The organism is Enterococcus sp. DIV0970a, assembly GCF_051711265.1.
Classification (GTDB): Bacteria; Bacillota; Bacilli; order Lactobacillales; family Enterococcaceae; genus Enterococcus_D; species Enterococcus_D casseliflavus.
On sequence record NZ_JBIOMF010000001.1, the window covers coordinates 2798565 to 2825330 of the forward strand.

Here is a 26766-nt window from a genome sequence, read left to right on the forward strand (position 1 = left end):
TTTTGTCGCGTTTGTCAAAAGAAAGTGAGTGAATCCAAATGATCCAAGTAGAACACCTCAGCAAGACCTTCCAAGTATCCAAGCGAAAAAGCGGCTTTCGCCAAGCAGCCAAAGCCTTTCTTTCTCGTGAAACCACCACCGTCCATGCGTTGCAAGACATCAGCTTTACCATCAATGAAGGCGAAATGGTTGGCTACATCGGGCCTAATGGTGCTGGAAAAAGTACCACCATAAAAATCATGTGCGGGATTTTGACCCCTGATCAAGGCATTTGTCACATCAATGGTCGTACGCCTTGGCAAGAACGTATTCAACATGTCAAAGACATCGGCGTCGTCTTCGGGCAGCGCAGTCAACTCTGGTGGGATGTCCCCGTCAATGACAGCTTTGATTTGATCCGTGATATTTACAAAGTCGACGCTGCTAGTTATCAGCGCAACCTAGAAGAATTAGTCACCTTACTAGATTTAGGTGAGATCTTAAAAACCCCTGCTCGGTCCTTGAGTCTCGGTCAGCGTATGCGCTGTGAGATCGCCGCCTCCTTACTCCATGACCCCAAAATCTTATTTCTTGATGAACCCACCATCGGTTTAGATGCTGTATCAAAGATTGCCGTGCGTCAGTTTATTAAAAAAAGAAACCAAGAAAAAGGCACCACAGTCATCCTGACGACCCACGATATGCAAGATATCGAGGCGCTGACACAGCGAATTCTGTTAATCGGCAAAGGGCAAATTTTGCTGGATGGTCGCCTCGATGAACTAAAGCATCGTTTTTCTGATGTCAAAACGCTGGAGATCGACTATCAAGGGAATGAACCTCATCTGCCAGAAAACGTCCAGCTGCTTCAAAAAGACGTTGGTCGCCTTGTTCTGAAACTTGATCCCAAAGAAGTGTCAGTCGCTCAGCTGCTCAGTCTGCTCAGCAATCAAGTCGAGATCACCGATTTGGCCGTTGCCAGTATCACCGCCGAAGAAATGGTCGCCAAGCTGTATCAGGAGTATCAGATATGAGGAAGTATCAGGCATTTTTCCGCATCCGCTTTATCAACACCTTGCAATACCGCTCGGCGGCGATTGCCGGGATGGCTACGCAACTAGCTTGGGGCTTGATGGAAATTCTGGCATTCCACGCCTTTTACCAAGCAGATCCTAGTGCCTTTCCCATGACCTTTCAACAAACCGTCTCCTATGTTTGGCTCCAGCAAGCCTTCTTGTCTTTATTTATGTTGTGGTTCTTTGAGGCAGAAATTTTCAACACCATCACCACAGGGTCGATTGCCTATGAACTTGTGCGGCCGATGGATCTATACAATCGCTGGTTTTGCCAATCGGCTGCCAATCGCTTAGCAAAAGCCGTCTTGCGTTGCGGACCGATTTTTGTGATTGCCTTTTTACTGCCAGCACCTTATCGTTTAATTCTGCCAGCAAACATCGTTGCCTTGTTCTTGTTTCTTTTGTCCATGGCGCTGAGTTTAGGTGTAGTGATCGCTATGTCGCAGCTGGTCTACATCTCGACTTTTTATACATTATCCTCCATCGGGGTGCGGGTCGTCATCAGCTCCATCGGTGAATTTTTAGCTGGTGGGGTCATTCCTCTGCCTTTCTTTCCGCAGCCTTTTCGCCAATTCGTGGAACTACTGCCTTTTGCTTCCATGCAAAACGTCCCGCTGCGAATTTACAACGGGGATCTGACTGACTTGGCGCTGGTTTCAGCATTGCTCTTACAAGCCTTTTGGCTCGTACTTTTGATCGTGATCGGAAAAATTTGGCTGCAGCAGGCGCTCAAACGTGTCGTTGTGCAAGGAGGTTAAGGAATATGGTTTATTGGCATTATTTTTGTATCCATCTCAAAAGTCAGATGCAGTATAAAGTTTCCTTTGTGTTAACCGCTTTGGGACAATTTCTAGGCTACTTTACTGCTTTTTTAGGCATTTGGTTTATGTTTACCCGGTTTCATCAAGTGGATGGCTTTACCTTTGAGGAAGTCCTACTTTCCTTTGCAACGGTTTTGTTTGCCTTTTCGATTGCGGAATGCTTCTTTCGCGGGTTCGATCTTTTTCCGCAAATGATCAGTAATGGCGAGTTCGATCGAGCACTCGTGCGCCCTCGCTCCTTGATTTTTCAAGTCTTAGCTTCCAAAATGGAATTCTCGCGTCTCGGCCGTTTTATTCAAGCCTTGCTGTTGTTTGCTTATGCGATTCCTAATAGTGGAATTGCTTGGCATTTTGGAAATGTCCTGACTCTTTTTCTGATGATCGTCTGCGGCGCCCTCTTTTTCGCCCTATTGTTCTTAGTGTATGCCGCCATTTCCTTCTTTACGATCCAAGGACTTGAATTTATGAATATTTTTACCGATGGTGCCCGCGAGTTCGGCCGCTACCCCTTCAGTATCTACGGAAAACACGTCTTGCGTTTATTGACCTACGTCGTGCCGATGGCTTGGTTTCAGTATTATCCGTTTCTGTATGTCATTGGTCGCGTAACTAATCCTTGGTGGATCTTATCACCCTTGGTTTGTCTACTCTTTGCCTTTCCCGCCTTCTTCTTTTGGCGAGTAGGTTTGAAGAATTATATTTCTACGGGTTCGTAAAGAAAAAGGAGCGCCTCTCTTTGAAACTAAGAGAATGCGCTCCTTTTTTATTCGGTTATTTCAAGTGAAAAACAGCCTCTCCTTGCTGAATATCGCCATCTGTTCGCAGGCAATTCCCGCCTTGTTCCTCCATGAAGACAACGATCACCATGGTCTCTTTGCCCATTTCCTCAACTGCTGCTACATCCATTTCTGCCAGCAACTCACCTGTCGTGACTGACTGGTTTTCTTGGACCGCGATCGTGAAGGGCTCCCCTGCTAACGCCACTGTTTCAATTCCCATATGGATCAAAAGGGAACGGCCATCCACCAACTCAACGGCTAAGGCATGCTGTGTTGGAAAAATCGTTCGAACCGTCCCGGCTGCTGGTGCATAGATTTTTCCGTGATGATGAGAAACGGCAAATCCATTTCCCATCATTTTAGACGAAAATACCTCATCTGGTACTTCTTCGATCGGTAGCAGTCGGCCTGTTGCCGGTGCACAAATTTCTATTTTTCTTTTAAAAAGCATCCGTAATTCCTCCTTAGATTGCCGACAGTGTTCTCTGACAGCTAGAATAGATAAGAAAAGCTACGAAGGGCAATAAACCAAAGATAAAGATGGCAGTATCGAGGGACAGCACCTGCGAAAGAAAGCCGCCAGCTAATGGCGAAAGAAACGATGCCGCACCAATGTACACACTGATCGATATCAGTTGTCCAGAAGAAAAAACAGCTGGCGGTGTAATAGCACTGATAATCATTCGACTGCCGATGGTAAATGCCGGTACAGTGAAAAACTGCAGAAAACTGGCTGCCAAAAGTAAGAATGGGCTACTAGCAAGCCAATAGACAAAAAATTGTAAGGTTAAAAATATGCCTGCAATCAAAATCAAGCGCTCATTTTTCCATTTAGCAATCATGCGATTCAGCAAAAGGTACGCTGGAATTTCACAAAAGGATTGGATCGACCATTTCAGACCAACAAATTCACTGCCTCTTTCCATTGTAATCAGCTTGTCGATAACGACCGTATTGTTCGCAACGATTGTCAAGTACAAGAGAAAGAACAGTCCCGTATAAACCAAAAAGCGTCGGTCTTTGCATAACAGAAGAATGTCTGCCAGCGAGACACCGCTGTTTGTTGCTGTTCCTTGCTTTTGCGGTAAGGCGTTTTTCTCTGGGATCGTTCGTGAAAATGTATAATTGATAAGCAAAAAGAGGAGCAGCGGCAAACTAAACCAGCGATAATTATTGGAAAATAAAAAGAATGGCACGCAGACACTCATCATACTCCACCCTAAAGAGCCGTTTGCTTTGATTGAAGCAATTCTTTTTGAAGTACTGGACTCCGATAATACCCAGTTATCGAGCACCGTTGCTGTTGTATTGGCTAATCCACCCGCAATAGCCAATACCAGAAGATGGATCAGCCAGTGGTCTTTTCCTAACCAATAAAAACTAATGGAGAAGAAAACCAGAAAGATCATCAGAAGCATCGAAATACGTTTTAATCGTTTGCTCTTGTCCGAATAATAGCCGATCACTAACTGAAAAAGAATTGTCGTGATGCTGTAGGAGGCTAAAAACCAGCCTCTTTCAAGCGCATCATAGCCTTGCTCAGTTAAAAAAGGAACGATTTGTGTCATCAAAATCGCCATCGTTGCATATTGAACAAAATAGATTACTTGAAATTTGTGTTTGATTTCCATTCTTTGTTTATGATCGGCTGAAGGAAATTCCTTCAGCCGATCCCTTTCCTTTTACCTGCTGGACCTATTTTAGTTCTGGCCAATATGGTTCGTTCGCCACAATCATTTCATCTAATATTTCTTTGGCGACTTTCGCACTTGGTACAGTTTTGTTCATAGTAAAGGACTGCCATAATTTTTGGTAAGACTCTTGTTCCCAAGCATCAACTGCCAATTTTTCAGATGCGATCTGCTGCTCCATCAATCCCTTTTGGAATGTTGGAATATCACCGATCGACAAGACTTCGTAGCCATCTTTTCCAACTAGACAAGGTAGTTCCACCATTGCATCATGGGCAAAGTTGGCAATTGCGCCGTTGTTTTCAACAATAAGAATCATGCGTTCTTTCGTATTAAAGGTTAGTGCGCAAGCAAGGTCTGTAATAAAGGACGCATGTTCGTTTGAGGCAAATGTTGTATCAACTGCTGTGTTGTTTGCAACGATTCGTCGGCATTCATCAAACACATACTTCTCTCGTCCGTCAATAATCTCATTGGCACGGGTATACTCTTTGTCCGCATGAGCCACCGTTTCATCAGCCATCAAATAATATTTCAGATAGGTATTCGATAAAAATTCTGGTTCAATTTCGTGCAGATCTTTAGCCGCCCACATCGTTTCCAGCCAACTGCTTTCTTTATGCTGGCCTTTTTGTGTTTGTTCGGTGTAGCCGTACTTTTGAACATGCGCACTGATTTGTGGCATTAAGTCATTGCCGTCATGGTCTTTGATGCTGGTCCACCAACCAAAATGATTCAAGCCGAAATAGCTCGTCTCAAATTCTTTCCGATCCTTCAACCCAATCACTCGCGCCATGATATCTTCCAAACAAACTGGCATATCACAAATATTGATGATTCTTGAATTTGGTCGGAATCTTCTGGTCGCTTCGGCAACGACTGCTGCTGGGTTAGAATAGTTCAAAAGCCAGGCATCTGGCGAGTATTTTTCCATGTAGTCGACTAGTTCTAAGATCGGTCCAATCGAGCGCAGGCCATAAGCTAAACCACCAGGTCCGCAGGTCTCTTGTCCGACAACATTATGCCTGAAAGGAATTTTCTCATCTTGTTCCCGCATAGCATATTTGCCGACACGAAGCTGTGCCATCACGATATCCACATCCGTAAAAGCTTCCTTTGGATCGGTTGAATATTCGAACTGCACTTCTGGCGCTCGCTCAGCAATAATGATTGCACAAGCTTTTGCTACGGTTTCTTGACGCTTTTCATCGTTGTCATAGAATTTGATTTTTCTAACTGGAAAGCGCTCTTGACTTTCTAATAACATCATAACCAGCGATGGTGTATAGGTACTTCCGCCACCTGCAATTAAAATTGAACTTTTTTTCTTACTCATGGTACTTGTTCCTCCTTGTGATTCTGTTTTATTCGGCCATTAGTTCTTCGAATGATTCTCTAACCGTTGGTACCGTTAATCCTACAATGATTTGAATGCCGCCATTTCCCGGGTTGACCAGTCCTGAGGCACCTGCTTCTTGAAACTGCGTACTATCTGCAACTTTGGCGGCATCCTTAACAGTCAAACGCAGGCGTGTCGCACAATTCGTTACATCAATGACATTGTCTTTTCCACCTACCAAGTGCATATAGGCCTGTGCTTGCCGCACATGTTTTGGTAATTTTTCATCTTGCTTTTTGTTGTCATAATCTGCTTTTGTATACAACTGCATTGCTGCAGTATCATCCTCACGTCCAGGCGTTTTTAAGTTGAACTTCTTGATCATAAAGGAGAACACAAAATACCAGATAGCGGTAAAAATCAGCCCGATAATGATTTGGGTAATATAAGTTGAACTGTGAAATTTCCACAAGGGCAGCCAATTTAGACCTAACCAGTTGATCAATCCGCCGCCAAAGTCCCCGACAACCCCGAAAGCATAGGAGATTGTGGCGATCGAAGCATCCAGTAAAGCATGAACAAACCATAATGCTGGTGCAACAAACAAGAAAGTAAACTCGATTGGTTCAGTGATTCCGGTCAAAATAGCCGTCAATGCTGCCGGTGCAATCAATGCGATCACTTTTTTCTTTTTATCAGGCCGAGCCGCTTGGATCATCGCTAAACTCAGACCTGCCGTTCCAAAGACTTTCGACATTCCTGATAGTGAGAAACCGCCAAACGGATAGAGCTCTTTCAGCGAAAACGCAGTAGTTTGGAACTCGCCAATGTGGGAGGCCCAATAAACGGCCATTCCCCCTTCGACAACCGCACTGTCATAGGCAAACGGTGCATAAACAAAGTGATGCAAGCCTGTTGGAATCAGTATTTTTTGCAAGAACTGATAAATAAAGACACCGAAGTTTCCTGATTCAATGAAAAAGCCTTGCATGCTTCTCATTCCCTCTTGGATAACTGGCCAGACAAAACACATGAGTACTGCCAAAGGAACCATGGCAAAAAAGGAAATCATGGTTACAAAGACTGAGCCACTGAAATTCGACAGCATTTCTGGCAATTCTTTTTCATAAAAGCGATTGTGGAGATAGACAACGATTCCCGAAATCAGCAAGCCGCCCATCATGCCGGTATCTAAGGTGATGATTCCCGCAATCGATGTCAACCCAGAACCAGCAGTTGCCCCTTGAGCTAAATCCACCGCAAATGATTCTGGCCACAAAGTTAAAATTGCATTTACAAAATAATTAAAAGCGATATAAGTAACGAGTGCTTCCATCGTAGCGCGGGCGGCGTATTTTTTAGCTAGACTGATCGGCAGCCCTACTACAAATAGAAGTGGCAATTGGAAGAAGGGTGTCCAGCCTCCTGCTGCAATCACATTCCAAAATTTGAACCAGAGGGTATCCGGTGCTGCGATGTCCCCCATGATCGTTTGATTCGAAAACAGCAGAGAAAAGCCGATAACGATCCCAAAAAAGGAAAACAGCATGACCGGTGCCAGCATCGCTCCGCCGAACCTTTGTATTTTTTTCATCATAGTTTTTCGTCCTTCACGTTTTTAGTTAAGCGCTTTACTGATTCTCATTTTACTATTAAAATGATGCTATGAAACCCTTTTCCGTTGTTTAAAAGTTTCTCACATTTGAAAGGTTTTTTTCACATAAAATGTGAATTGTCACACAGAATCAATGGAGAGATAAAATGAGGAGATAGCCTATGCTGCAAGACCGTATCACTACCTACCAGTCAAGATTAACCGAGAATGACTTTTTGATCTGGTCCTACATCACAACTCACAAAAAGCACTGCTTGGCAATGTCCATCAATGATTTAGCCAAGGAGTGCATCGTTTCTAGGACGACGATTATGCGCTTTTGTCAAAAAATCGGCTTTGATGGCTTTTCAGAATTCAAATACCATTTAAAGAACGAGGTACAACAAGAAAATGCCCTACTCTCTGAGATTGAAGGCGAAATTCTCGACAATCATATTCAAACGATTGAAAATTTAAAAAAGAAAGATTTTACAGCATTGTGCAAGATGATGGCTCATGCCAAACGAATCTTTGTCTATGGTTCAGGGGACATTCAAAACCTTGTTTCCAATTATATGAAACTCTTATTTTTGCCTAATGGACTACTTGTCTACGATTTTGGTGCGATCTCAGTCAATGAACAATTTTATCGCATCATCGAGCCAAATGATTTAGTGATTTTGATTACTTTAAATGGTGAGTCACCCACCGTTGTCAAACTAGCAAAGCAACTGAAACAGCGCAACATCAACACGATCGGGATCACGAAGCTGAGAAACTCAACGGTTTCTAAACTCTGTTCTGAAACGATTTTCTTTTTAAATCCAGAGATCCAGTCAACCGAAAATGCGATCGCTCCCTTTGAAACGACCGCCACACTTTTCTTTGTGATCGAGTACTTATTGTTAAAATATGATGCTTGGCAAAAACAAGCCGCAAGCGTCTCAGAGCCATAAAAGTTCTCTTGGTTTTCCTTAATTCATTTAACTTACAGTATTTTGAAAGACGCTTGAATAAGCCATTTTCAGCCAATTTCTGCTAGGAAAAGCAGCCAATCTCTGGTAAGATAAATAAAAACGTAAAAGAGGACCAGTTATGGAATATTTAGCGATTTTACTTGTTTTCTTTCTATTGAATGTAGTGATACTTGTACTTGGATTGAAGAAGAAACGAATCATGCTGCTTTTTCTGTCACTCTCTGGTTTATTGTTGGTTTGCTTGATTGCCATTTCTTACGTTTTCTTCTATTCAAATACACTTTAAGTCGTCAAAAACACGGGAAGCTGGCTACGAACCTACCGAAACAAACGAGGCTGTTTTAGTCATTACACCCGACGTATAGGACACATTTGTTAAAATTAATTTGAGAAAAAAAATGACTGTGACATAAGTCGCGAAAAAAGCGTAATGAATAACGGATATCCGTTCATTCATTACGCTTTTCTCTTGTTTTTTTTCATGATGAATAATTAAACGAGCTATACTCTCCACATGTTTCACAGATATAGTAATAGTTGCGTTTCTTCTTATTATAAAGTTTCAACTTCTTCCCATTTTTACAACTCTTGCATTCTTCTAATTCAGTCAAGGTTTTATAATAAAATAACTCACTGATCATTTCTGGATAAAAATGCGCAAGCAGCTCAATCAGCTTTTTTCTGTCAACCAACAGTAGATTATCACCGGCTATTTCTAATGCTTGATCTGTAAAAAAATGTGTAGTGATGAAAAGCCCATTGGGAAACCCTTTGTCTGGAAAAATCCATTTAAATGCGGCAACGAGTGGCTTACTGATCCGCTCCGTTGTCTTTTGCGGATTCCAAGCTTTACATTGGACCGCTATTGCCTTTTTATTATTAGAAAAAGCATACACATCAATACCACCATCTTTGTAACCATCGATGTTTTGGACGGTATATCCCATCTTTTGTAAAATACATTCAGCAATATAATTCAAATCCTCAGATTTACAGGTTTCTAATTGAGCCACAATCTTTTTCAATTTTTTCGGGTATGTACGTTCATTAAAGTTGCTTAGTTCTGGTAAATTAATAACTTCCTTCTTTTTCTTAAATGAAAACATGTCTCTTCCTTTCTTGATTGTTTTGGATGTGATTAGTTAAAGCTTAGCTAGTAAGTGGTCTTTAATTATGTAGAATAAAACTGGTTCTTAAGAGAGGAAAAATCTACTTTTCTCAAAAAATCGTTTGAATTCGGTGAAATAAGTCAAAATAATAAACTTATATAGGGACATTATTAATTTAATGATAATTTTATTTAAGCTAAAAGTCAATTGAAGCTTGAATATTCAATAACAATCGAAGGTTAAAACAAATCACTCTTGATCACTGCTTCATTTAAGAAAATTTTTAGATAGGATTCGTTATAGTGCTAATTTCCACATTCTTGTCTTACTGATCTATTGAGTCCTCTTACTTTACTTGTAACAGATTCTGAATGGTTTCTTTCGCTTTAGCAGTTGCGTGTCTATTACCTATAAAAACAAAAAAGGTTTCCCTCGTAAAAGGGAAACCTCTGAAATGTTGTCGAAACAACATTTGCAGTTATTTGTCTTATTCTGCAGCGTTTGTGTCTTTGAGACCGTATTTCATATCTTTGAATTTTTTAATAAGGTCTAGTATTTCTCACTTAGCTTAAATTCAGCTTTTTTAGTATTGTAATATACTCTATAAATTCCCTTGTTTTCTTTTCGGGGTAGTCAAGGGGTAGTCAATCCGCCAGCATGATACGAACCAACATACATAGTTTTCAAAGCCTGTGTTAGGCTTTTTTCTTTACCTTTTGTTCGCTTTACAACAAGAACAAACGTTCGTATAATTCTTGTAAGGAGTGATTGCTATGCAAATACCTTTAGCACACCAAAGAACCTACGCACTTGAGCGCTACTACTATGAGTTTGTTCAACGTATGGGGCCAGCGCACCTGCTATATGAACAGTTTGCTAAGACTATGCAAAATTATGGTAAGCCGTACTTTACCATCCCCAGCAGTTATAGCGGATATCCGGAAGAACTGGCGTTTGTATTCAAGGTCGATGGCGAAGATTATTTATTTGATCATGTCAGAACACAAGATAAGATACTTAGGAAGTACGATCCTAATGAAATATATAGACCTGGCGGTAACTGATATGAATCTTATTACTCAATACGAACAGGGCTACCTATCTCTCTTTGGGTTTATAAATGAATTTCCGGACAGTGTTTCTGAGTCACAGGAAGCTTTATTCGGTGCAAAATGTGTCGAGTTTTATGTTGCTGTCACTTTAGGCAAAACGGATTGCTGCTATTATGTACAACACTATGGAGGCGATTGTTATGAAATCGATGAAAGGCTATGTATCGAAGATACGTGTGTTGAAGATGAGCAAGACCCCTTTGGTGCGGTTTTCTTTGGATGATGTTAACTGCTTGATTGCGGCGCATAGTTTGAATTTCTTAGCCGAAGTGGATGAAGGAATGCAGATTGTGGTTGCTGGTGAGTATAATAGTAGGAAACAATTTGTTGTTAGGAAGTATTCGGTGATTGGTAAGACGAAGATTATGATTGAATTTGAAGCAATGAATAAAGGATCCATACTCTAAAGAGCACAGGTTTTTTTCTGTGAAATTACTTCCCTTTTCAAATATTTACAATAAATAACTTTTTTCATTCTCAATCTATAAAACTGAACGAAAACGATCTCACACGATATTGTAATCGTTTATTATAAGTGTTACTCTTATTAAAAGGAGGTAAAAATATGGATAACGTAATTTTAGCTAATTGGGAATATTTCACTTCCGGAAAGAGTATGGATAAATTTAAAACAGGAAAATGGATGGTTTTCTTTAACTTCTTTGATGCGAGAGACACAATTAGATCATATTGCGAAAAAAGTGTTGTTGAGGAAATTGTTAGCACTGCAAAATTAAGTAGTATGCCACGCAAAGATGGTAATGGAGTTGCATGTTTCTTTCTTGAGATCGATGATCTTGATCGGCAAAAAAAGATAATAAATTTTTTGATAGAAAATAATTTAATACTAAAAAAGAAAAATGGTGATTATTACAATTTATCATTTAAGCTCGACGAGCAAACAAGAAATAATGAATACAATGAAAGTTTTAAATCTGTTCTTAAATTGGAAGAACTAATAGACTTAAGAACAGGTGAATGGAAACAATAAAAAAAGACCTTAGCTTTCGCTAGGGTCTTTTTTATACTGAAACTCGAGCGTGTTTGAAAACTGAAATTCTATTAAAAAATTCAGAAATGTTAAGAATAAATCATCGCAAAACAAAATTCTAATTTTTTTGAATAAAATGCTATTTTTTTGTGATTTCAGGATGACTTTTCAAGCAGGTCCTAGTTATCTATAAGAGAGACTAATTATCTATGTGCATTACATTAATTAGTTCTTTGACATCTTCTGGATTACTTGTAGGAATGGCTACTATGGTAGCACCATCCAAAATTTTTTGAGATCCTTCTCTCGTGTTTTCCTCTTGATTTTGAAAATGACCAGGAACTGGATATTTCGTAATAGTTCCATCATAATTACTAGAATAAATAACTAAACTTTGATATGCGTATTTAGCGCTGAGTATAACAGTATCCTCCGGAAAAGTAACACTGTCTTCAGCATATGGATTAACAGGGTATCCTGCAGATTCTTTACGCACATGTAATTCAAATCCTGTATTGGGGTCTTCTAGATCTTTCTTATATGTGGTTCCCATAGTTGCTAACCATACGCGAGCATATTCGATTTGATCGTCAGAATAACCTTCTAGTGAATTATCTTTCTCTGATTGAGAAGAAGACTCCATTGTTGATTCTGTATTTTTTACAGTAGCAGAAACCTCAGATGTATCAATCGATCGCTTCTCATCTGTCGTAGAATCATTTGTGCTTTCTTTGCTTTTTAAGGTAGAAGAAGTATCGGTTGTAATTTCATTAGAATTTCTAGACTCATTAGAAGAGACACTTTTCTGAACGCAGCCAGCCAATAAAATTGCTAGAAAAGACATTAATACTAACATTTTTTTCATTTTAAATTTCCTCTTTTCACTTAGTAAGTTGCTTTGAGCCAGTTAACTACAAAATAGAGTGGACCAAAAGAAGTATAACAAAAAAATTGAATTGGTTGGTTGAATTTATATTACACCATAGTATTCTGGATATCAATATTATTAATTCACTCTTGAAAAAACTGAAAATACAGAAAGGTTTCTTTATTTATAGTCTTTATGCTTTTTATTTGGTTTTCGGTCACTTTAACTTTTTCAGAGCCTTTGCTCTTTTCAATTAAATCTTTTTTTATTTTTAATAAATCTTTATTAGCCAATTTACCCACCTTTTTCTAAGTATTTGATAGCTTAGCAACCAAAGTATAGTTCGATCGTTTGGATACCTTCACCTTCTTTTGCTTTTTGAGTGACTTTCCCTAAGAAGATTTCATCAAAGTAGCCATTCCCTTCGGACGTCGCTGCACAAAATTCTATTTCGTCTTTATCTTCAAATTGCTCAATCAATGCTTTTAATTCTTTGGTAGTCACATCAATCAACTCCTCAAAATTTTTATGTGTATATGTACAAGCCCGCCGAAGTGGGCTATTTGTTTGCATAAAATAACCCACCCTCAAGGAGAGTGGGCCTGAAAAAAGATATAAAATGAAATAGCCCCGGTCAAGGCTATAATTCCATTCTACAAGAACATAGTTTTTATTTCAAAAAAAATCCACCCTATCCTGCGTAGAGTGGATCTCGAAAGAGTAAACGAAAAATAAACATTTTGGGTATGAGTCTACAATACATCTTTTAATAATCAAACTCAACAAATTTATGACGGTTTTCTAATCAATAATATCTATTACATTGAAATAATGCTAAAATAAAAAAATCGAAGAGTACTAGGCACACTTCCCCAAGCATTACCGCCTAATACTCCTCGTAGAGTATTGCACGCATATACTAATCTATAGGATAAACTTGGTTACTGCAAGTGAAATGAATATGATCTATGTACAAGCCCGCTGAAGCGGGCTATTTATTTATAAAAACCAACCATCTTCATAGAGGAGTAACATAATTAAATGAAAAGTTTTTATGAGTATTGTTTTTCAAATTTCATGCTGGTTAAAAAAAGCTGCATACTTCTCTAAAAGTTTAAAATCCTGCTCGAAGTTTTTTCTGATCAATATTTTATCTCCCAAAAACGACTTTCGAGATGTACGTACTATCTTATGATAAACATCATTTTTAATTAAATAGTCTATTTCCTCATTAATTGTTTCAATGTTACTATGATCAGAAAAAGACTGAAAGTATCTTATCGCATTGTACTCTAGGTGTTTTGCACTATTAATTACTTTTCTGTAATGTAATTTATCGACTTTCATAGAATCACCTCTAATACAAATCTAACGCATCTTTAACTTTTTATCAATTTTTTAGACATGATACTCTTCATTGACGATTTTATGTCGTCACAGAAAATTCTACATTAGAAGCATTTTAACAGCAAGGAAGAAGATTATTTTTGCTGACAAAAAAATCCACTCTTTGCATGAGCAATTCTAAAATCAATTAAATTAACTCACCTTTTGCCTGATCGTTATGTGACAATTCTGTAAGTTGTATTTTTTTACTCTGAGTGCTATTTTTTATTAAAAGAAACTTATTTCAGAATAAAAGGTGAAAAAATGTCGACCGTAACCTCACTCACAATTGTTGTCCCTATTTATAATGCTGCAGAACATTTGACTCGATGCATTGATTCAATAACTGCGAATACGTTTAGAAACTTTGAGTTACTGTTAATTAACGATGGGTCAACTGACAACAGCTTAGAGATCCTAAAAGAAAAAGAAATGGAAGATTCAAGAATAAAAGTTATTACAAAAATCAATGAAGGTGTATCTAAAACTAGAAATCTTGGAATAAAAGTAGCGACCGGGAAATTCATAATGTTTATAGATAACGACGATTATATTGAGAAGGATTACATTCAGACATTTATTGATAATTGTATCAAGAACGATGCTGATTTGGTAATCGGTGGTTATAAGCGTGTGAACAAAAGCAAAATCATGTTTTCTGATTTTCCACGGGATTGTGATTGGGGAAAATATGTTATTCTTGCGCCGTGGGCAAAAATTTATAATCGCCAGATTTTGATAGACAACAATATCTTATTCTTAGATTATCCAATTGGTGAAGATGTTTACTTTAATTTAAAAGTATTCAGCAACACCAAAAAAATAGTGTCAATTGATTATGTCGGATATAATTGGTATTTTAATGGCCACAGTATCTCAAATACTTGTCAAAAAGGTTTTAATAAAGATATTGATATTCTTTTCTTATTAGATAAGTTAATTGAAGCTGCACATGGTCAATCAGATGCCTACTTAAAATACTTTATTAAGCGTTACTATGTTTGGTTCCTTCTGTTCTCAGGAAGACAGGCTCATAGAAATGATTTTCTAATTGAACATAAACGAATTAAAAAATGGATTTCTGACAGGAAATTTGATAGTACACTCAACCCTTTATCTAATGAACTAAAAGGAGAGGGAATAAAAAACAGATTAATAGTTTTCGCTTTTCGATCACTCGAAAAATCGCATCTAATTCCTCTTTTTTCTAAGTTTTATTGTAAAGGAACTATCGGCTGCAAATCAAAACAAACAATTTAATTGAAAGCTTTCTTTGTCCTATTAATAAAAAAAACGCCCACTTTTTTATTTTGAGTGGGCAATTTTTTATACTTCTGTTGCTACTTTGCGGAGATACGCAACTTGAACTGGATCTGTGTGAATCCAAGTTTCATAGCCTGCTTTTTCCATCATCGCTTGGATTTTCTTCAAGTCGCCTTCTGTTTTCACATGAGTAAATTTGTTTCCTGTCAAAAAGTAAACTTTCGGATCATTTTGATTTCTAAATAGTAACATGGTTTCTCCTACTTTCTTTGGTTGAATTTGTGGTGTGTTTGCTTGTGTGTTGTTGCTTGTATTGCTGAAAACTGCGTTCTTGAATCGTTCGAATTCACTTGGTTTTGCCACCCAAGGAGCTGGACAGTTTTTGCCTGTTACGTCAAAGTGGCGCCAAATCTTCTCTCTCGTAATATGAGGATAAATGGCGATCAATTCTTTAACGGCCTTCACAGCATTTTGGAATGTCTTTTCCGTAATGTTTCCATTCTTGTCTAGGCACATTTCAACACCGATCGTTGAATAGTTGGCGTTGCCTATCTTAGAATACAGCGGACGATAGCGTGAACCATCTGCATTGTATTTGCTGATTTCGTTGGCGTGATACGCAACTTCATTTAAAGGAATGATACAGAGTGCTTCAATATCATCTATAAACAGTTGAGCAGAAGCATAGGTTCCTTTTAGGTTATTAAAATAGTTCTTGTGATTGCTTGCGGTGCCACCGCTATTGGCGGTGTAATGCATAACGATACCATCAATACCGTTATTCCTGATACCTGGTCTTGAGTACTCATTAATATTGATATACTCGTATTTGATGAAATTCATATCAATCATCCTTTCTAAAAAAAAGAAGCAGCCAATCGGCTACTCCTTCTTGTCGGTAAACTCTTGTCCATCACCAAAATCTGATTTTTGTTCATCTTGATACTGGCTGCTAGCGATATTCAAGAACACACCAGCTAAAGTTGCAGCAGCCGTGATCGTTCCAACAATAATTTCTGTCGAGAATCCATATAAACCACCTAGAGTTACGATAAACGCCGTGATACCTGGCACCCCAACGGTTAAAACTTTTTTTGCTAAATCATATTGCTTGTTCGTCAGATTCATATTATTTCCCTCTTTCTTTCCATAAAGACTTTAATTGTTCCCCATGCTCAATCAATCGATCATTGTGTTTATCCAAGCGCTCATCATGTCGCTTTAATTCATCATGAATTGCAACACGATCAGATTTACTTGCTTCTAAATCTCTTGTTAAAAGATCTAAATTATGAGCCAGTTTAGTTAGATTGTCGGAAATTTTTGTAAAATTGGACATTACTGGTTTGATTACAAATGCCAGCATTCCCACGATTGTCATAATCCAACCCGCCCAAGTTGCTAACTCCCCTACGTTTAACATATGCCACCTACTTTCCAATAAATTAAAAGAGCAACCTATTCTGGCTGCTCTTGTTCTATCATTTGTAACATTTTTGCTTTGACTGCTTCATTTACGAAGCTGAGATCTAAATCCTCTTTCGCTAGCGTCACTTCTGACTGAAAAGACATGCCTTTCTTCTTGCTCGACACTGAAACCGAATAACCAGAAACATTGCCCGCATTGTCATAAATAAACGAGATTGATGAAATAACCATCTGTTTCCCTCCTTCCTAGATATATACCTCACCTACTGCTGTGATCCGACTGTTTCCGCTGTTATTCGATAGCTTGTACAAACGACCGTTTTCAACTTGGAATTTTTCAGTCGCATTCCCTTCAATCCAGACTGGAACGGTAAACATTTGTGGAAACCCTTCTCTTACCTTGTCTGGAAGAATGGCAACAGCGTTGCTGGTGCTTGCTCCATTGGCTGAACCATTCCAAACAAATTGATCGAATCGAATTAGAATCCTGTTCATGTAACGTTTTAAATAGATATCACCAGCAGTCCCTTTTAATCTGGTCACTTTAAGCCATCCGGTATCATAGAGCATTTCAGCAGACAGAGATCCAGCAAACCCTGCCTCTCGATTGTTCAATTGAATCAAATCAAAAGTCATGGAAGCTGATGCGATAAGTTTTGTTTGGTCTCCAATTGAATTTCCTTCATATCTGGACATATGGATAAATTGATCACTGATCACTTGTTCGTAGGATTGAATGATTACGCCAGATGAATTACGAATAACTCCAGCATTTCTGGTTTCTGCGTCTTTGATGGTTAGTTCACCAATTTTTATTGTTCCATCATCGTATCTCCGTGTGTAGGGATTTGAAAACTCTGAACCAACAATCAGCGCACCTTCCACACGTTTAAACACGCCATTTTCAATTTGCACATTACTTGCAATCAAGTTATCAATTGAAATCCCCCAATGTATCCATTTTGTGCCGTCCCATTTGTACACTGTACTTGTTGTGTCATTTGGATCTTGCCACAAGTCTTCTTTTGCTGGATTAGTTGGTGCTGTGGCAGAAATGATGATCGCATCTTTTCCTTGTTGAGCGACAAGATAGAAATAAGCACTGTAGGTATTATCCGTATATTTGAACCTTGTTCTTGTCCACATATACCAGCCCGCTTTAGGTGTGGGTCTTGTCCCTGACCATCCAGACGTTGGCGGAGTTGTTCCATCTTGAGAAATAGCATAGCTGATTTCCTCTGCAGTAACCCCTTTGCCGGTATTTCCTGTTGCCCCTTGTAAAGATAGAGCGTAAGAAAACTGCTTCGTGAATGTTTTGCCATCAGCTATGATTGTGATCGGTACAATACCGCTTTTTGATACTAATTCAGTTGTAGCTGTTAATGTGATTATTGATCCACTCACACTAGAGGAGAGTCCTGTCGGCTTAGTTCCTACAGTAATGCTAGTAGGTGTAATTTTATTGATGCCTTTATATACGATCACTTCTGTTTTTGTTGATCCAGCCAATGCTGCAGTTGTTGATCCAGCAAAGGTGTAGGATTCGTTCGTAAGAAACACAGTATAAGCATCTGATCCAGGAGGTCCTTCTCCACCGTCTTTGATTCTAGAAATGGTGAATACATCGCTCACAGTCGAATCAGCCGCCTTGATGGTGAATGTATCAAATGTCGCAGTAACTGGATTAATCGTAACCGTATTACCTGATCGAGTAACACCAGTCGGCACAGCTGAACCAAAATTCCCACCGTTTAGACTATACGTCCAATTTGAGATAGCGGTGTTCACTGCAGTTCCGATCACCGCAAAACTAGAAGCTGGAGTGATCTTTCCATCTTTATCAACTGTGATCGCTTGTGTTGAACCTGATAAAGAAATGAGTGGTGCAGGATCACCTTTGTCCCCTTTGGAACCTTTCGTCAATGACCACGTATAATCACTTGGCTTTGTACTATCTGCTTCCGTAAAATCAACATACTGCCCAATATAATCCCCACCGTCTTCTCCGCCATTTCCCGTAAAAGTCAATCCGCCATCATTCGAATATTTGATATGCAGATATGACGTCTTTCCGTCTGGTCCTGGTTCTCCGGGAATACCAATACCAGGATCGCCTTTCGTTTGTTGCCACTTATAAACGCTTGGACTAGTAGGTGCAACGTTCGTTTCCGTTGTAGCATAACCTGTATATTTAGCATTTGCTGGATCTGTAGTCATTCCTGATCCATCGGCATTCTGAGAGTATCTTATCCATAGATAAGCACTCTTCCCATTTTGACCGGGTTGTCCGTCAAAATAATCAACATTTTTTACCGGTGTATAACCGTCTTTTCCTTGTGGTCCCATGAATGGTGTCCATGGTTTGTAATCGTCAGGATTGTCTGAGCCTTCTACATTCGTATCTGAATAGAATCCTTCATATTTAGGATAGGCATTTTCGTAGTCTTCGGATGGAGATGGAAGCCAACCTGAATCAACATCGGATATCAAAAATCTGAAATTAGTGATTTTTAGAGTGCCTTTCAAATTATCAGCCCTAAAGCCAAGATTTACAGCTACTGCCGTACTCGCCAACCAAGAAGCTGCAACCGAGGTTATAAAAGATGAAGTTCCTTTTTTATTAGTATTCGTCACAGTAAAAGATTCTCTATTCGCGATAGAGTATGGTGTGTTTCCAAATTGAGGAAGGAAGGTACCTGCAACGTCATCTCCTAGAACTTCCCAATCATAAGCAATAACCACAGCATCTCCCAATTTGGCAGGAATATTTTTAAGAGCACCGAAAGAAAAGCGATATGGATACATACCTTGATTAGCTGAGTTTGTTCCAACTAGCGATGAAGGTGATATACTACCCAATATTAAATTCTCGTTCGGATAAACCTTGGTAAAGGTATCGTCTGCCATCAACCACCCTTTATGTGGATAGTATGTTTCGCCTGGTTCTCCTTTCTTACCATCATCAATATTGGTAACCGTCACCTCAGCACCACCACGCACATTCCCCGAATCGTCTGCTACTTCAAAACGAAAGACTGCCTTTTCTTCGATATCTGCAGCATTGATCGTCACTGTCTTGGTATTTGAAAACAAAGTGCCATCTTTATACCATTTCAGACTAAAGTTATCTGTTACATCCTTGATACTATCTCTAACACGAGCAGTTAATGTGGTACTGCCGAATCCATTTTTGAAAGTAACTCCATCACTAGTAATTATTTCATACGCAAAGACTTTATTTGCTTCTATCAATGCTTGAACGCGAGCAAGTAATGAGGAATCTATTTCTGAGGTTTTTTCAACAAAGTTGGAAAAGGTTGTTTTGTCACTTGAAAAATCCCCCAATACCAAAGACTCAGTTTGTTCGTATACCCTCGCCTCAAGGTAAAGCGGTGGACTATAGTAAACTGAATCTTCCAGTGAGAAGGTATCCCCCGGATCACTATCAAAATGCCCCTCTGTTTCATAATCAACATACACGCTGCTATTTTTTTTAAGCTCTGAGAGCAGATAGCCTTTTAACGCTTCTACAGTGGTATATTCAGTCTCGCCTTTTTTCTCGACTAGATAGCCATCATTGCCCGGATTATTTTTTGATGGAAAAGCATCCCTTGCTTGAGGAGCCCAAATCACATCTTGACCTTTTTTGCTAAAGTAAAGCACATTTCCGTTTGCATCAAGTTCTTCAAATTCTATATCATTGATACTAATTCCATCTTTACCGGTTCCTCGAATAGCGGAATAGAAATTTTCAAGGGACGCACTACGATTGATCACTTTTAAATCCTTACCAACTCTAAGAGTAGTAGCAGTTTTATCTTGACCAATCCCTTGATTACTCTCGTCATGCTTTTTGTAAATATTAATGATTTGTTGCTTCAAAGAATAATCGTCATTCAGGATAGTTTCAAATGAAATCTCTGCATCAAATTTATTTGCTAACGAATAGAGACGACCGAGTTTCGATTGGTCCCCATCCCAATCAAGCTTGAGTTTCTTGTCTGCAATCTCATTGATACCGATCGTTAATGTTTGTTCAAAATCAATACTCTTCAGATATTCCACAAAAGCCATAGCAGTATTTGCAGCATAAAAACCAACTTTTTCTTTGTTCAGCTCAAGCGATAAAGAAAAAGCCATCAACTCTCGCTGATGACTAACATCTTTTGCTGTAATAATATTTAGCCAATAGTCTTTTCCTTTGTAGATAAAAGCTAATTTTGACCCTTCTCGAATGGCGTTGGCTCGATCGTGTTTTTTATTAAACCGCATTTGTAAGACAGTCGAGTCCCCTTCAAAGAAACGGGTTAGATCCGCCTGGTCGAAGTGAATCGCATTAGGTGCGGAATTATCCATAAACGCCAAGGTTTGAGAATCCTGCGCATCTCGAACAGCAATCCGTACATTTTCAGTTGTCACAAGTATTCCCTCCTTAATTCTGCAGTTGCGGTTTCGACTTCCGCAAAATCGGATAATAATAATTGAACAGTCGTGAGTCCCGGAGGAACCTTAAACCAAGTCGAACCTCTGATTTCATCGTCTGGTCTGGGCATTTCATTCAAGTACAGTAATGTCTCTGATCCACTAATGAAAATTTCTGAGTTATTGGGAAATCGATTCGGATCATCACGCCATGTCTCAACATTTAACTTAGTAAAGGCTAAATTGTTAATATACATATGTGTGACCTTTTGCGTTGATGTGTTCCTTCCTTTGAACTGTCCCACAAAGAATTGAACTTTACTTGCCTTGACATTTTCTATGGCTGAATCAGTATAGTAATAATATGATCCTCTCCAGAAAAAGCGAACACGATTTCCTTCTTTTCGAATATCAAAAGGATTTCTGCGAGCGTTTTTTGATTCTGATCCATACGGATTATCCTTCTCCCAATAAGAAGCAGTAAAATCAAACGTTTTTACAATCTTACCATTCAGCCAAAAATAGCACTGTGCCTTGTTCCCAGTGGTATCCCCTTTTCTCAAAATGTAAGCAGCAATCGGTTTGTTTTGTTCATCGACAATCGCAAGTGTCCACATACCTGTCTGGCCCATTCTTCCGGTTTCAAACCACGCTTGCGCCCACAAATACCAGTTTCTTGCGGACTCACTTAATGGAATCTCTTTGATTGCTCCAAAGAAGTTACTGTTGGCCGTATTTGAAAAACTAGCTGGTAATATGCCTAAACCATATGTGGCATTTGCACTCATTGTTGTTACAGACTTTTTATTCTGATCTTGATAGAAAGTCGTCCCATTAGTCCAATTGTCAAAATTACCATTTGTATTATTGGTCAATTGTTTGCTTTTATCACTTTCAACCATCGTCCCATCTGCTTCATTTACTAAACCGAATTGCATTGCGCCGTATTCTGAAACCAAACCGATAAAGCCGCTCTCTTTTTTTAATTTGATACGATAGTCAACAGGCACAGGTACTGTCCCTGAATTATTAATTTCAAATTCGAGAACATTTTCTGAATTTAATTTAGTCGAAAATGTTTCAATTACTGTGGAAAAGGAGCGGTTCTTGCTCAGCTTAAATTCTATCTCAACATCAATCGTATCTCTTGAATCCATACTGCGAACAAATGATGTGCTATCTTCCACACTCATTAACCAATATCTATTCTCAAAGATAGAGATGGTCAATTTGTTTTCTTTTTTACCGTACAATGCTAAAGCTAATTCATCTCTGGATTGTACAAAATCATCAGACTCCATTTGAAACTTCAGCGATAGCTTTTTATCGTTTTCCGATTCTTCCAATTCGGTATCTGATAGAGGAAGAATAGAGAAATCCGGCGACACTATTAAGTCCATATTTTTTGTGAGTTCATACGAACCAAACTTTATAAGCACATCTGACTTCATCTAGCTTCCCCCCTAACTGTTTTGATCACCATTTCTCTTAGATTTTGTTGCTCATTTGCAACTGTACCCATTATTTTTTTATCTACTACAAGTTGAAGATTTTTAAGGCTGTTATCAAAATTCTTCATAATTTTAATTAATTGATCCAATCGATCCGTATAGTCTTGCGTATTAACAATCGTAGTTGATGTTGGCTCTACAAATGGACTCATACTTCTCAAGTTCCGAACCAATGAAGAATCTTCCGGAATACCCACGCCGTCAGCATACTTTGGAATGCCCAAGCGCCGCATGATCGATTTGGTGATACTAGCTCGAGCAACTTTCGTTCCTGCAGGAGCATTGGGAATATACACATTTCGACCTTGAGGTATAAATGGAGCCTGACCAGGGAACTGAACCAACTCTTTGTATAATGGTCCTGATTGATCATTTACGATCATATCTCCACCCGGGTGGTAATTTGTTCCTTTGGCATTTGGAATAGCTGTCTGTCCTGTTCTTCTCCCACGATACTCAACATCAATTACCACATTTTTGCTATATACTTGAGCAATTTCACTCTTCGCTCTTAGTACTTCAGAATAATCTGCTGTTGCATGTAAATGTTTCGCACCAACGCCAGTAGCATTGTAATCATTGATTTTGCTCTTAGAGTTTGCCAATATGCTATTTACATTTGTATTGTCTCCCAATAATCTTTTTAGTTCTGGAGAAACACTGTTGTATGTTTCTAGCATTTTCTTAGATTGACTAACCGTTAAGGTTGCTGGATCTTCTGCTATCAATCTTTTAACTTCTGGATCTAGTGCGTTATACTCGTTCAATGAAGTTTTCGAAAAGCTTAATGCATTTAAGAGATCATAATTTTCAGCATTCAAATTTTTAATCTGGGGTTGAAATTGCTCCCACATTCCCAAATTAAGCATTGTTTCTGCCATGACTTCAGGAGTATTAGAGTAGAGGAATGCCTTTTTCTCATCAAATGACATCTCTGCCCATTTTCCCGAGTCTTCTAATGCTTTGTACATTGTTATTGAGAATTCGTCCTGTAGAACTGCTTTTTTATCAGACCAAGCCATACCGTCCCACCAACCATTAGCAATTGCAGCTTCACCGATAACGTCTTTTGCATTACTATCTAAGTCGGCATCATGGACTACTAGCTTCAAATTATTCCACGTTAGGGAATCTTTAGTAGCTTCTGTAACGACCTCTGCAACATTGGATTTAACTTCTCCGGTCTTTTCATCAAAAACTAAATCATTCCAAGTTTGAGCTGCTTTCTTACCAGCCTTACTTGATTCTGATGCAGTCCAAGAGATTTTTTCCGCATTCTTTTCTGCATTTGATGCCAATTCTCTTGATAAGTCAGAAGCGCTCTTTAGGATTTTTTCGTTTTCTGCAATTGCGCTATCAGCATAATCACCCATACTCGAAATTAGTTGACCGTTTGCAAGAGAGACCTCATTTTGCAATTCAGGATATTTTTTAAGAATCGTTTCCATTTGAGAATCAAAACCTTTTACAGTCGTTGAATTTATCTCATCCCAAGCCGCCAGAAATTTTTTAGCGAACTCGCCATCTAATTTGTATCCCAAATCTTGTAAGTACTTTTCTTTTTCTTGTCTACTTAAAGTTGCATTTTGCTGGGCTATCTGCCTTTGCTTACCTAAAGATTGCAACCACAATTTTGCTTCTTCCTCTGTTGCATTTGCTACATCTGCGTTCATGGCTGCAAGTATTTTTTTCTTCTCATTTGCAGAAACATCTAAAGTTTCAACATATGCTTGAGTTGTATTTTTCGCCAGATCTTGAATAATTTTTGCTTCAGATACACTAATCTCTCGATTGCTATTACTAGCTGCTTTCTTTATCTCTGTGATTCTTGCGGTATTCTCTTGAACTGTTTGTAATGCAGATTCCGCCTTAACTTTTTCGTCTTCTACCATTTCACTGACAGAAGAATTAACAGATTCAGGAAGTTCTTTTATTAATTTATCCAAGCCCTCGACTTTCTTCACAAGGCTGTCTTCAATTGTCTGTCCTATTTTCTCAAAATTTGAAATCATAGAGTCAGAGTTAGTGGCAAATCCATCTGCCATTAAACCGAATTGCCCTGATGCTTTTTGCGTATTATCCTGCACTTTTGTTAAGGTACCATCAACGGCTTCTCCAACATCAGTTCCCCAACGTTGGACACGTTGACTAGAATTCCAAGCTTCTTCACCGAATAATTTCCATGCACCATACCCAACTGCAAGAGCACCACCAACACCAACGATACCAAGAATAAGCGGACCTAATGGCCCCAACGCTGCTGCCATAGCCCCTATACCACTCGATCCAGCAGCGCCACTTGCGGCAGCACCGAATTTCGTGACCGTCCCCGATCCTCCTGATAAAGTTTTAAGAAAGGTTGCTGCGGAAATGTCTCCATCAGCAAAAGATTTTTTCACCTCATCAATGGCTTTTTTCTTAGCCATGCTTGCACTCAAATCAATGAACGATTTCCCGAGACTTCCAATGCCACCACTCAACTTACCAGTTATTGATAGCAATGGACCTGCTGCAGCTGTTGCTGCCAGCAATTTAACAATCATTTGTTGGGTTTTAGGGTCAGCTTCACTAAAGGCAGTTGCAAGTTTTCCTAGTTGCTCAACAAGAGGCTTGCTAGATTCTAATCCATCTCTTAATGCATCAACAAACGGACCGCCCAAATCAATTGCAGCGTTAACTGCTTCGTTTCTCAGCATCTTAAGTTTGGATTCTGTTGTCTCGTAACGCTTACCAGCTTCTTCAGCAAGAGCGGTGTTTTCTCCGAATGCTTTGTTACCCATTTCTACCGCCCCAGCAAATACTCCGCTGGCATTAGCTGCACGCAGCAAACTGTCTCTTAATCGAACTTCAGTTATTCCCATCTCGTCGAGAACACTAATTGCTGTCGATCCTTGTTCTTCTGCTTTTCCTAGCCCTTCAACAAATTTCATAATTGCTGCAGATGGATTAGATTTGAACATATCTGAGAATTTATCGCTCGTCATTCCAGCGACATCGGCGAACTGTTCTAAGCTTGTTTTTGAATTATCAGCTTCTTTGTACATCTTTTTGAGTTCAGCAGATGTAAAGCCCATTTCCTTGGATACGCCAGTTAATTCTTTTCCACCATTTCGAACGGCCGAAACAAGGCGCTCCCACGATACACCCTGATCGTCCGCATGAGATTTCAGTTCTTCAAAGGCGCCTGTTCCCTTCTCAACAGCTAACTGCATGTTGATCATGACTTTAGAAAATGCTGATCCACCTGCTTCTGCTTCTACACCAACAGAACTTAAAGCGGCCGCAAAACCTAAGATATCCCCTTCGGACATACCAATTTGAGCGCCGGCACCTGCTAGCCGTAATGCCATCGCCGATATTTCAGATTCTGTTGTTGCAAAATTATTACCTAAGTCAACCAATGCAGATCCAAGGTTACTAAATTTGTCTTGTGACATTTGAGTAATATTAGCAAAACGAGCCAACTCAGTAGCAGCTGTTTCAGCGCTCATGTTTGTTGACTCGCCTAGATCGATCATTACTTTAGTAAATGCAGAAACATTGTCTGTTTGGATCCCCAGCTGCCCTGCAGCTTCGGCAACAGCAGCTATTTCACTATGGGTTGACGGTAGTTCATTTGCAAGATTTCTTAAACTCGCTTCAAGATCATCGTATGAATAAACAACATTACCATTGCTATCCACCACTTCGTCTGATGTTTTCTTTACACCAGCAAATGCTGATTCCCAACTAATAGCAGCGGCAGTCACAGCAGTCACACCAGCCGCAATAGGTACAGTTAAGCCTTTTGTCAAACTAGATCCTATGTCCCCTAGTCTTTTGCCGTTGTTTATTAAAACATCGCTTGCTTTATTGATTGAACCAGTTAAACCTTCATTTCTGATTTGATAGTCAGCAATCGCTCCTGCGGTATTTTGTAACTGTAGCTTATAGTTTGCCAGTTTACCGTTAGCATCTTGTAATTGGTTAGCCAGCCGTTTCGTGGAGTCAGTAGCTTTACCATCAACAAATGAACCATCATAGGCTTTCTTGAGGGCGGTCACTTGATTTTCTTGTGCTTTGATAATCTGTGTTAAACTATCGTATCGAGTACCTAATTTGCCAAGTTTGTTTCCTGCCAAGTCAGCAACTTTCATATTTGCTTGCATTTCTTTTGCTAGGTATTGTACTTGCTTTTTAGAATTAGCAACGCCTTTCCCAAAATCAGCATCATCCAAACCTAGCTTTATGACCATATTTCCTAATGGAGTTGCACCAGCCAAATCATCCGCCCCCTTTCACTAAATCAGCCAACGGCTTGATTTCTTTTCTTTTCTTGTTTTTCTTTCCTTTTGGCGTTTGTTTAAACATAATTTCATAAAGGTACAGTGTATCTGTATTCAGAACGTCATTGATTGTCCAACTGGGATAAATCTTCAAT

The 26766-nt window shown here is 39.2% G+C and carries 25 protein-coding genes; 8 read left to right on the plus strand and 17 right to left on the minus strand.

Going from position 1 to position 26766, the window contains the following annotated elements; genetic code table 11:
* The first annotated feature begins 38 nt into the window (after window positions 1-38).
* From IGK14_RS13455 to IGK14_RS13465, 3 genes are read left to right on the plus strand one after another with little or no spacing between them, the layout of a single operon-like run.
* A complete protein-coding gene (locus tag IGK14_RS13455) occupies window positions 39-1013 on the plus strand; it encodes an ABC transporter ATP-binding protein (RefSeq protein WP_005234036.1) in 975 nt (324 codons plus the stop codon).
* Window positions 1010-1813, plus strand: coding sequence for an ABC transporter permease (locus IGK14_RS13460; protein WP_010749956.1), 804 nt, complete (start codon window positions 1010-1012; stop codon window positions 1811-1813). The genes IGK14_RS13455 and IGK14_RS13460 overlap by 4 nt, the downstream gene beginning before the upstream one ends.
* A gap of 5 nt (window positions 1814-1818) precedes the next feature.
* Window positions 1819-2592 carry an ABC transporter permease gene (locus tag IGK14_RS13465; RefSeq protein ID WP_438712425.1) on the plus strand — a complete coding sequence of 258 codons (774 nt, stop codon included), beginning with the start codon at window positions 1819-1821 and terminating at the stop codon, window positions 2590-2592.
* A gap of 55 nt (window positions 2593-2647) precedes the next feature.
* Here IGK14_RS13465 and IGK14_RS13470 read toward each other — a convergent pair whose 3' ends face one another.
* The 4 genes from IGK14_RS13470 to IGK14_RS13485 all read right to left on the minus strand — a co-directional run bounded on the left by IGK14_RS13470 (window position 2648) and on the right by IGK14_RS13485 (window position 7282).
* Window positions 2648-3106 (minus strand): PTS sugar transporter subunit IIA, encoded by a 459-nt coding sequence (locus tag IGK14_RS13470; RefSeq protein WP_081116043.1) that lies wholly within the window; start codon window positions 3104-3106, stop codon window positions 2648-2650.
* A gap of 13 nt (window positions 3107-3119) precedes the next feature.
* Entirely contained in the window at window positions 3120-4286 is a 1167-nt protein-coding gene (locus IGK14_RS13475) for an MFS transporter (RefSeq protein ID WP_010749958.1), read from the minus strand.
* Between the two features lie 64 nt (window positions 4287-4350).
* On the minus strand, window positions 4351-5682 hold the full coding sequence (locus IGK14_RS13480) for a 6-phospho-alpha-glucosidase (protein ID WP_010749959.1): 1332 nt from the start codon (window positions 5680-5682) through the stop codon (window positions 4351-4353).
* A 28-nt stretch (window positions 5683-5710) separates the two neighbouring features.
* A complete protein-coding gene (locus IGK14_RS13485; RefSeq protein ID WP_010749960.1) occupies window positions 5711-7282 on the minus strand; it encodes an alpha-glucoside-specific PTS transporter subunit IIBC in 1572 nt (523 codons plus the stop codon).
* Between the two features lie 179 nt (window positions 7283-7461).
* On the opposite strand from IGK14_RS13485, the gene IGK14_RS13490 reads away from it, so the two are divergent.
* Entirely contained in the window at window positions 7462-8235 is a 774-nt protein-coding gene (locus tag IGK14_RS13490) for a MurR/RpiR family transcriptional regulator (RefSeq protein ID WP_438712428.1), read from the plus strand.
* Window positions 8236-8262: 27 nt separating this feature from the next.
* On the opposite strand, the gene IGK14_RS13495 is transcribed toward IGK14_RS13490, so the two are convergent.
* Together IGK14_RS13495 and IGK14_RS13500 are read right to left on the minus strand one after the other, a co-directional pair.
* On the minus strand, window positions 8263-8508 hold the full coding sequence (locus tag IGK14_RS13495; RefSeq protein ID WP_016608418.1) for a hypothetical protein: 246 nt from the start codon (window positions 8506-8508) through the stop codon (window positions 8263-8265).
* 227 nt (window positions 8509-8735) lie between these two features.
* Window positions 8736-9362: a restriction endonuclease gene (locus tag IGK14_RS13500; protein WP_010749962.1), complete on the minus strand. Its 627-nt coding sequence runs from the start codon at window positions 9360-9362 to the stop codon at window positions 8736-8738.
* A gap of 776 nt (window positions 9363-10138) precedes the next feature.
* Between IGK14_RS13500 and IGK14_RS13505 the strand changes: the two genes are divergently transcribed.
* From IGK14_RS13505 to IGK14_RS13515, 3 genes are all read left to right on the plus strand, one after another.
* Window positions 10139-10429 carry a DUF5960 family protein gene (locus IGK14_RS13505; protein WP_142967344.1) on the plus strand — a complete coding sequence of 97 codons (291 nt, stop codon included), beginning with the start codon at window positions 10139-10141 and terminating at the stop codon, window positions 10427-10429.
* Window positions 10430-10617: 188 nt separating this feature from the next.
* Window positions 10618-10884, plus strand: coding sequence for a hypothetical protein (locus IGK14_RS13510; RefSeq protein ID WP_142967342.1), 267 nt, complete (start codon window positions 10618-10620; stop codon window positions 10882-10884).
* Between the two features lie 158 nt (window positions 10885-11042).
* Entirely contained in the window at window positions 11043-11468 is a 426-nt protein-coding gene (locus IGK14_RS13515) for a hypothetical protein (protein ID WP_142967341.1), read from the plus strand.
* Between the two features lie 199 nt (window positions 11469-11667).
* Here IGK14_RS13515 and IGK14_RS13520 read toward each other — a convergent pair whose 3' ends face one another.
* The 4 genes from IGK14_RS13520 to IGK14_RS13535 form a co-directional block, all read right to left on the minus strand.
* The gene (locus IGK14_RS13520; protein WP_142967340.1) at window positions 11668-12333 is read right to left on the minus strand and encodes a hypothetical protein; all 666 of its coding nucleotides are present in this window, start codon (window positions 12331-12333) and stop codon (window positions 11668-11670) included.
* 146 nt (window positions 12334-12479) lie between these two features.
* The gene (locus IGK14_RS13525; RefSeq protein WP_438712431.1) at window positions 12480-12629 is read right to left on the minus strand and encodes a hypothetical protein; all 150 of its coding nucleotides are present in this window, start codon (window positions 12627-12629) and stop codon (window positions 12480-12482) included.
* 31 nt (window positions 12630-12660) lie between these two features.
* Window positions 12661-12909: a hypothetical protein gene (locus tag IGK14_RS13530; RefSeq protein ID WP_438712433.1), complete on the minus strand. Its 249-nt coding sequence runs from the start codon at window positions 12907-12909 to the stop codon at window positions 12661-12663.
* A 495-nt stretch (window positions 12910-13404) separates the two neighbouring features.
* Window positions 13405-13683 (minus strand): hypothetical protein, encoded by a 279-nt coding sequence (locus IGK14_RS13535; protein WP_196044736.1) that lies wholly within the window; start codon window positions 13681-13683, stop codon window positions 13405-13407.
* 303 nt (window positions 13684-13986) lie between these two features.
* Here IGK14_RS13535 and IGK14_RS13540 point away from each other — a divergent pair, with 303 nt between their 5' ends.
* Complete coding sequence (locus IGK14_RS13540) at window positions 13987-14982, plus strand: glycosyltransferase family 2 protein (RefSeq protein WP_438712436.1); 996 nt, start codon at window positions 13987-13989, stop codon at window positions 14980-14982.
* A gap of 66 nt (window positions 14983-15048) precedes the next feature.
* Here the strand turns inward: IGK14_RS13540 and IGK14_RS13545 are convergent, their stop codons facing one another.
* The 7 genes from IGK14_RS13545 to IGK14_RS13575 are packed head-to-tail and all read right to left on the minus strand — an operon-like array spanning window position 15049 to window position 26608.
* A complete protein-coding gene (locus IGK14_RS13545; protein ID WP_438712437.1) occupies window positions 15049-15828 on the minus strand; it encodes a peptidoglycan recognition protein family protein in 780 nt (259 codons plus the stop codon).
* A 39-nt stretch (window positions 15829-15867) separates the two neighbouring features.
* On the minus strand, window positions 15868-16113 hold the full coding sequence (locus IGK14_RS13550; RefSeq protein WP_010748261.1) for a phage holin: 246 nt from the start codon (window positions 16111-16113) through the stop codon (window positions 15868-15870).
* A gap of 1 nt (window position 16114) precedes the next feature.
* Window positions 16115-16408 carry a hypothetical protein gene (locus IGK14_RS13555; protein WP_438712439.1) on the minus strand — a complete coding sequence of 98 codons (294 nt, stop codon included), beginning with the start codon at window positions 16406-16408 and terminating at the stop codon, window positions 16115-16117.
* A gap of 35 nt (window positions 16409-16443) precedes the next feature.
* Window positions 16444-16644 (minus strand): hypothetical protein, encoded by a 201-nt coding sequence (locus tag IGK14_RS13560; RefSeq protein WP_231436007.1) that lies wholly within the window; start codon window positions 16642-16644, stop codon window positions 16444-16446.
* A 15-nt stretch (window positions 16645-16659) separates the two neighbouring features.
* Entirely contained in the window at window positions 16660-20832 is a 4173-nt protein-coding gene (locus tag IGK14_RS13565; RefSeq protein WP_438712441.1) for a hypothetical protein, read from the minus strand.
* Window positions 20829-22286, minus strand: a complete 1458-nt coding sequence (locus tag IGK14_RS13570) for a phage tail family protein (RefSeq protein ID WP_438712442.1) — start codon at window positions 22284-22286, stop codon at window positions 20829-20831. Before IGK14_RS13570 ends, IGK14_RS13565 begins: the two co-directional genes overlap by 4 nt.
* Window positions 22283-26608, minus strand: coding sequence for a phage tail tape measure protein (locus tag IGK14_RS13575; RefSeq protein ID WP_438712444.1), 4326 nt, complete (start codon window positions 26606-26608; stop codon window positions 22283-22285). The genes IGK14_RS13570 and IGK14_RS13575 overlap by 4 nt, the downstream gene beginning before the upstream one ends.
* Between the last annotated feature and the right edge of the window lie 158 nt (window positions 26609-26766).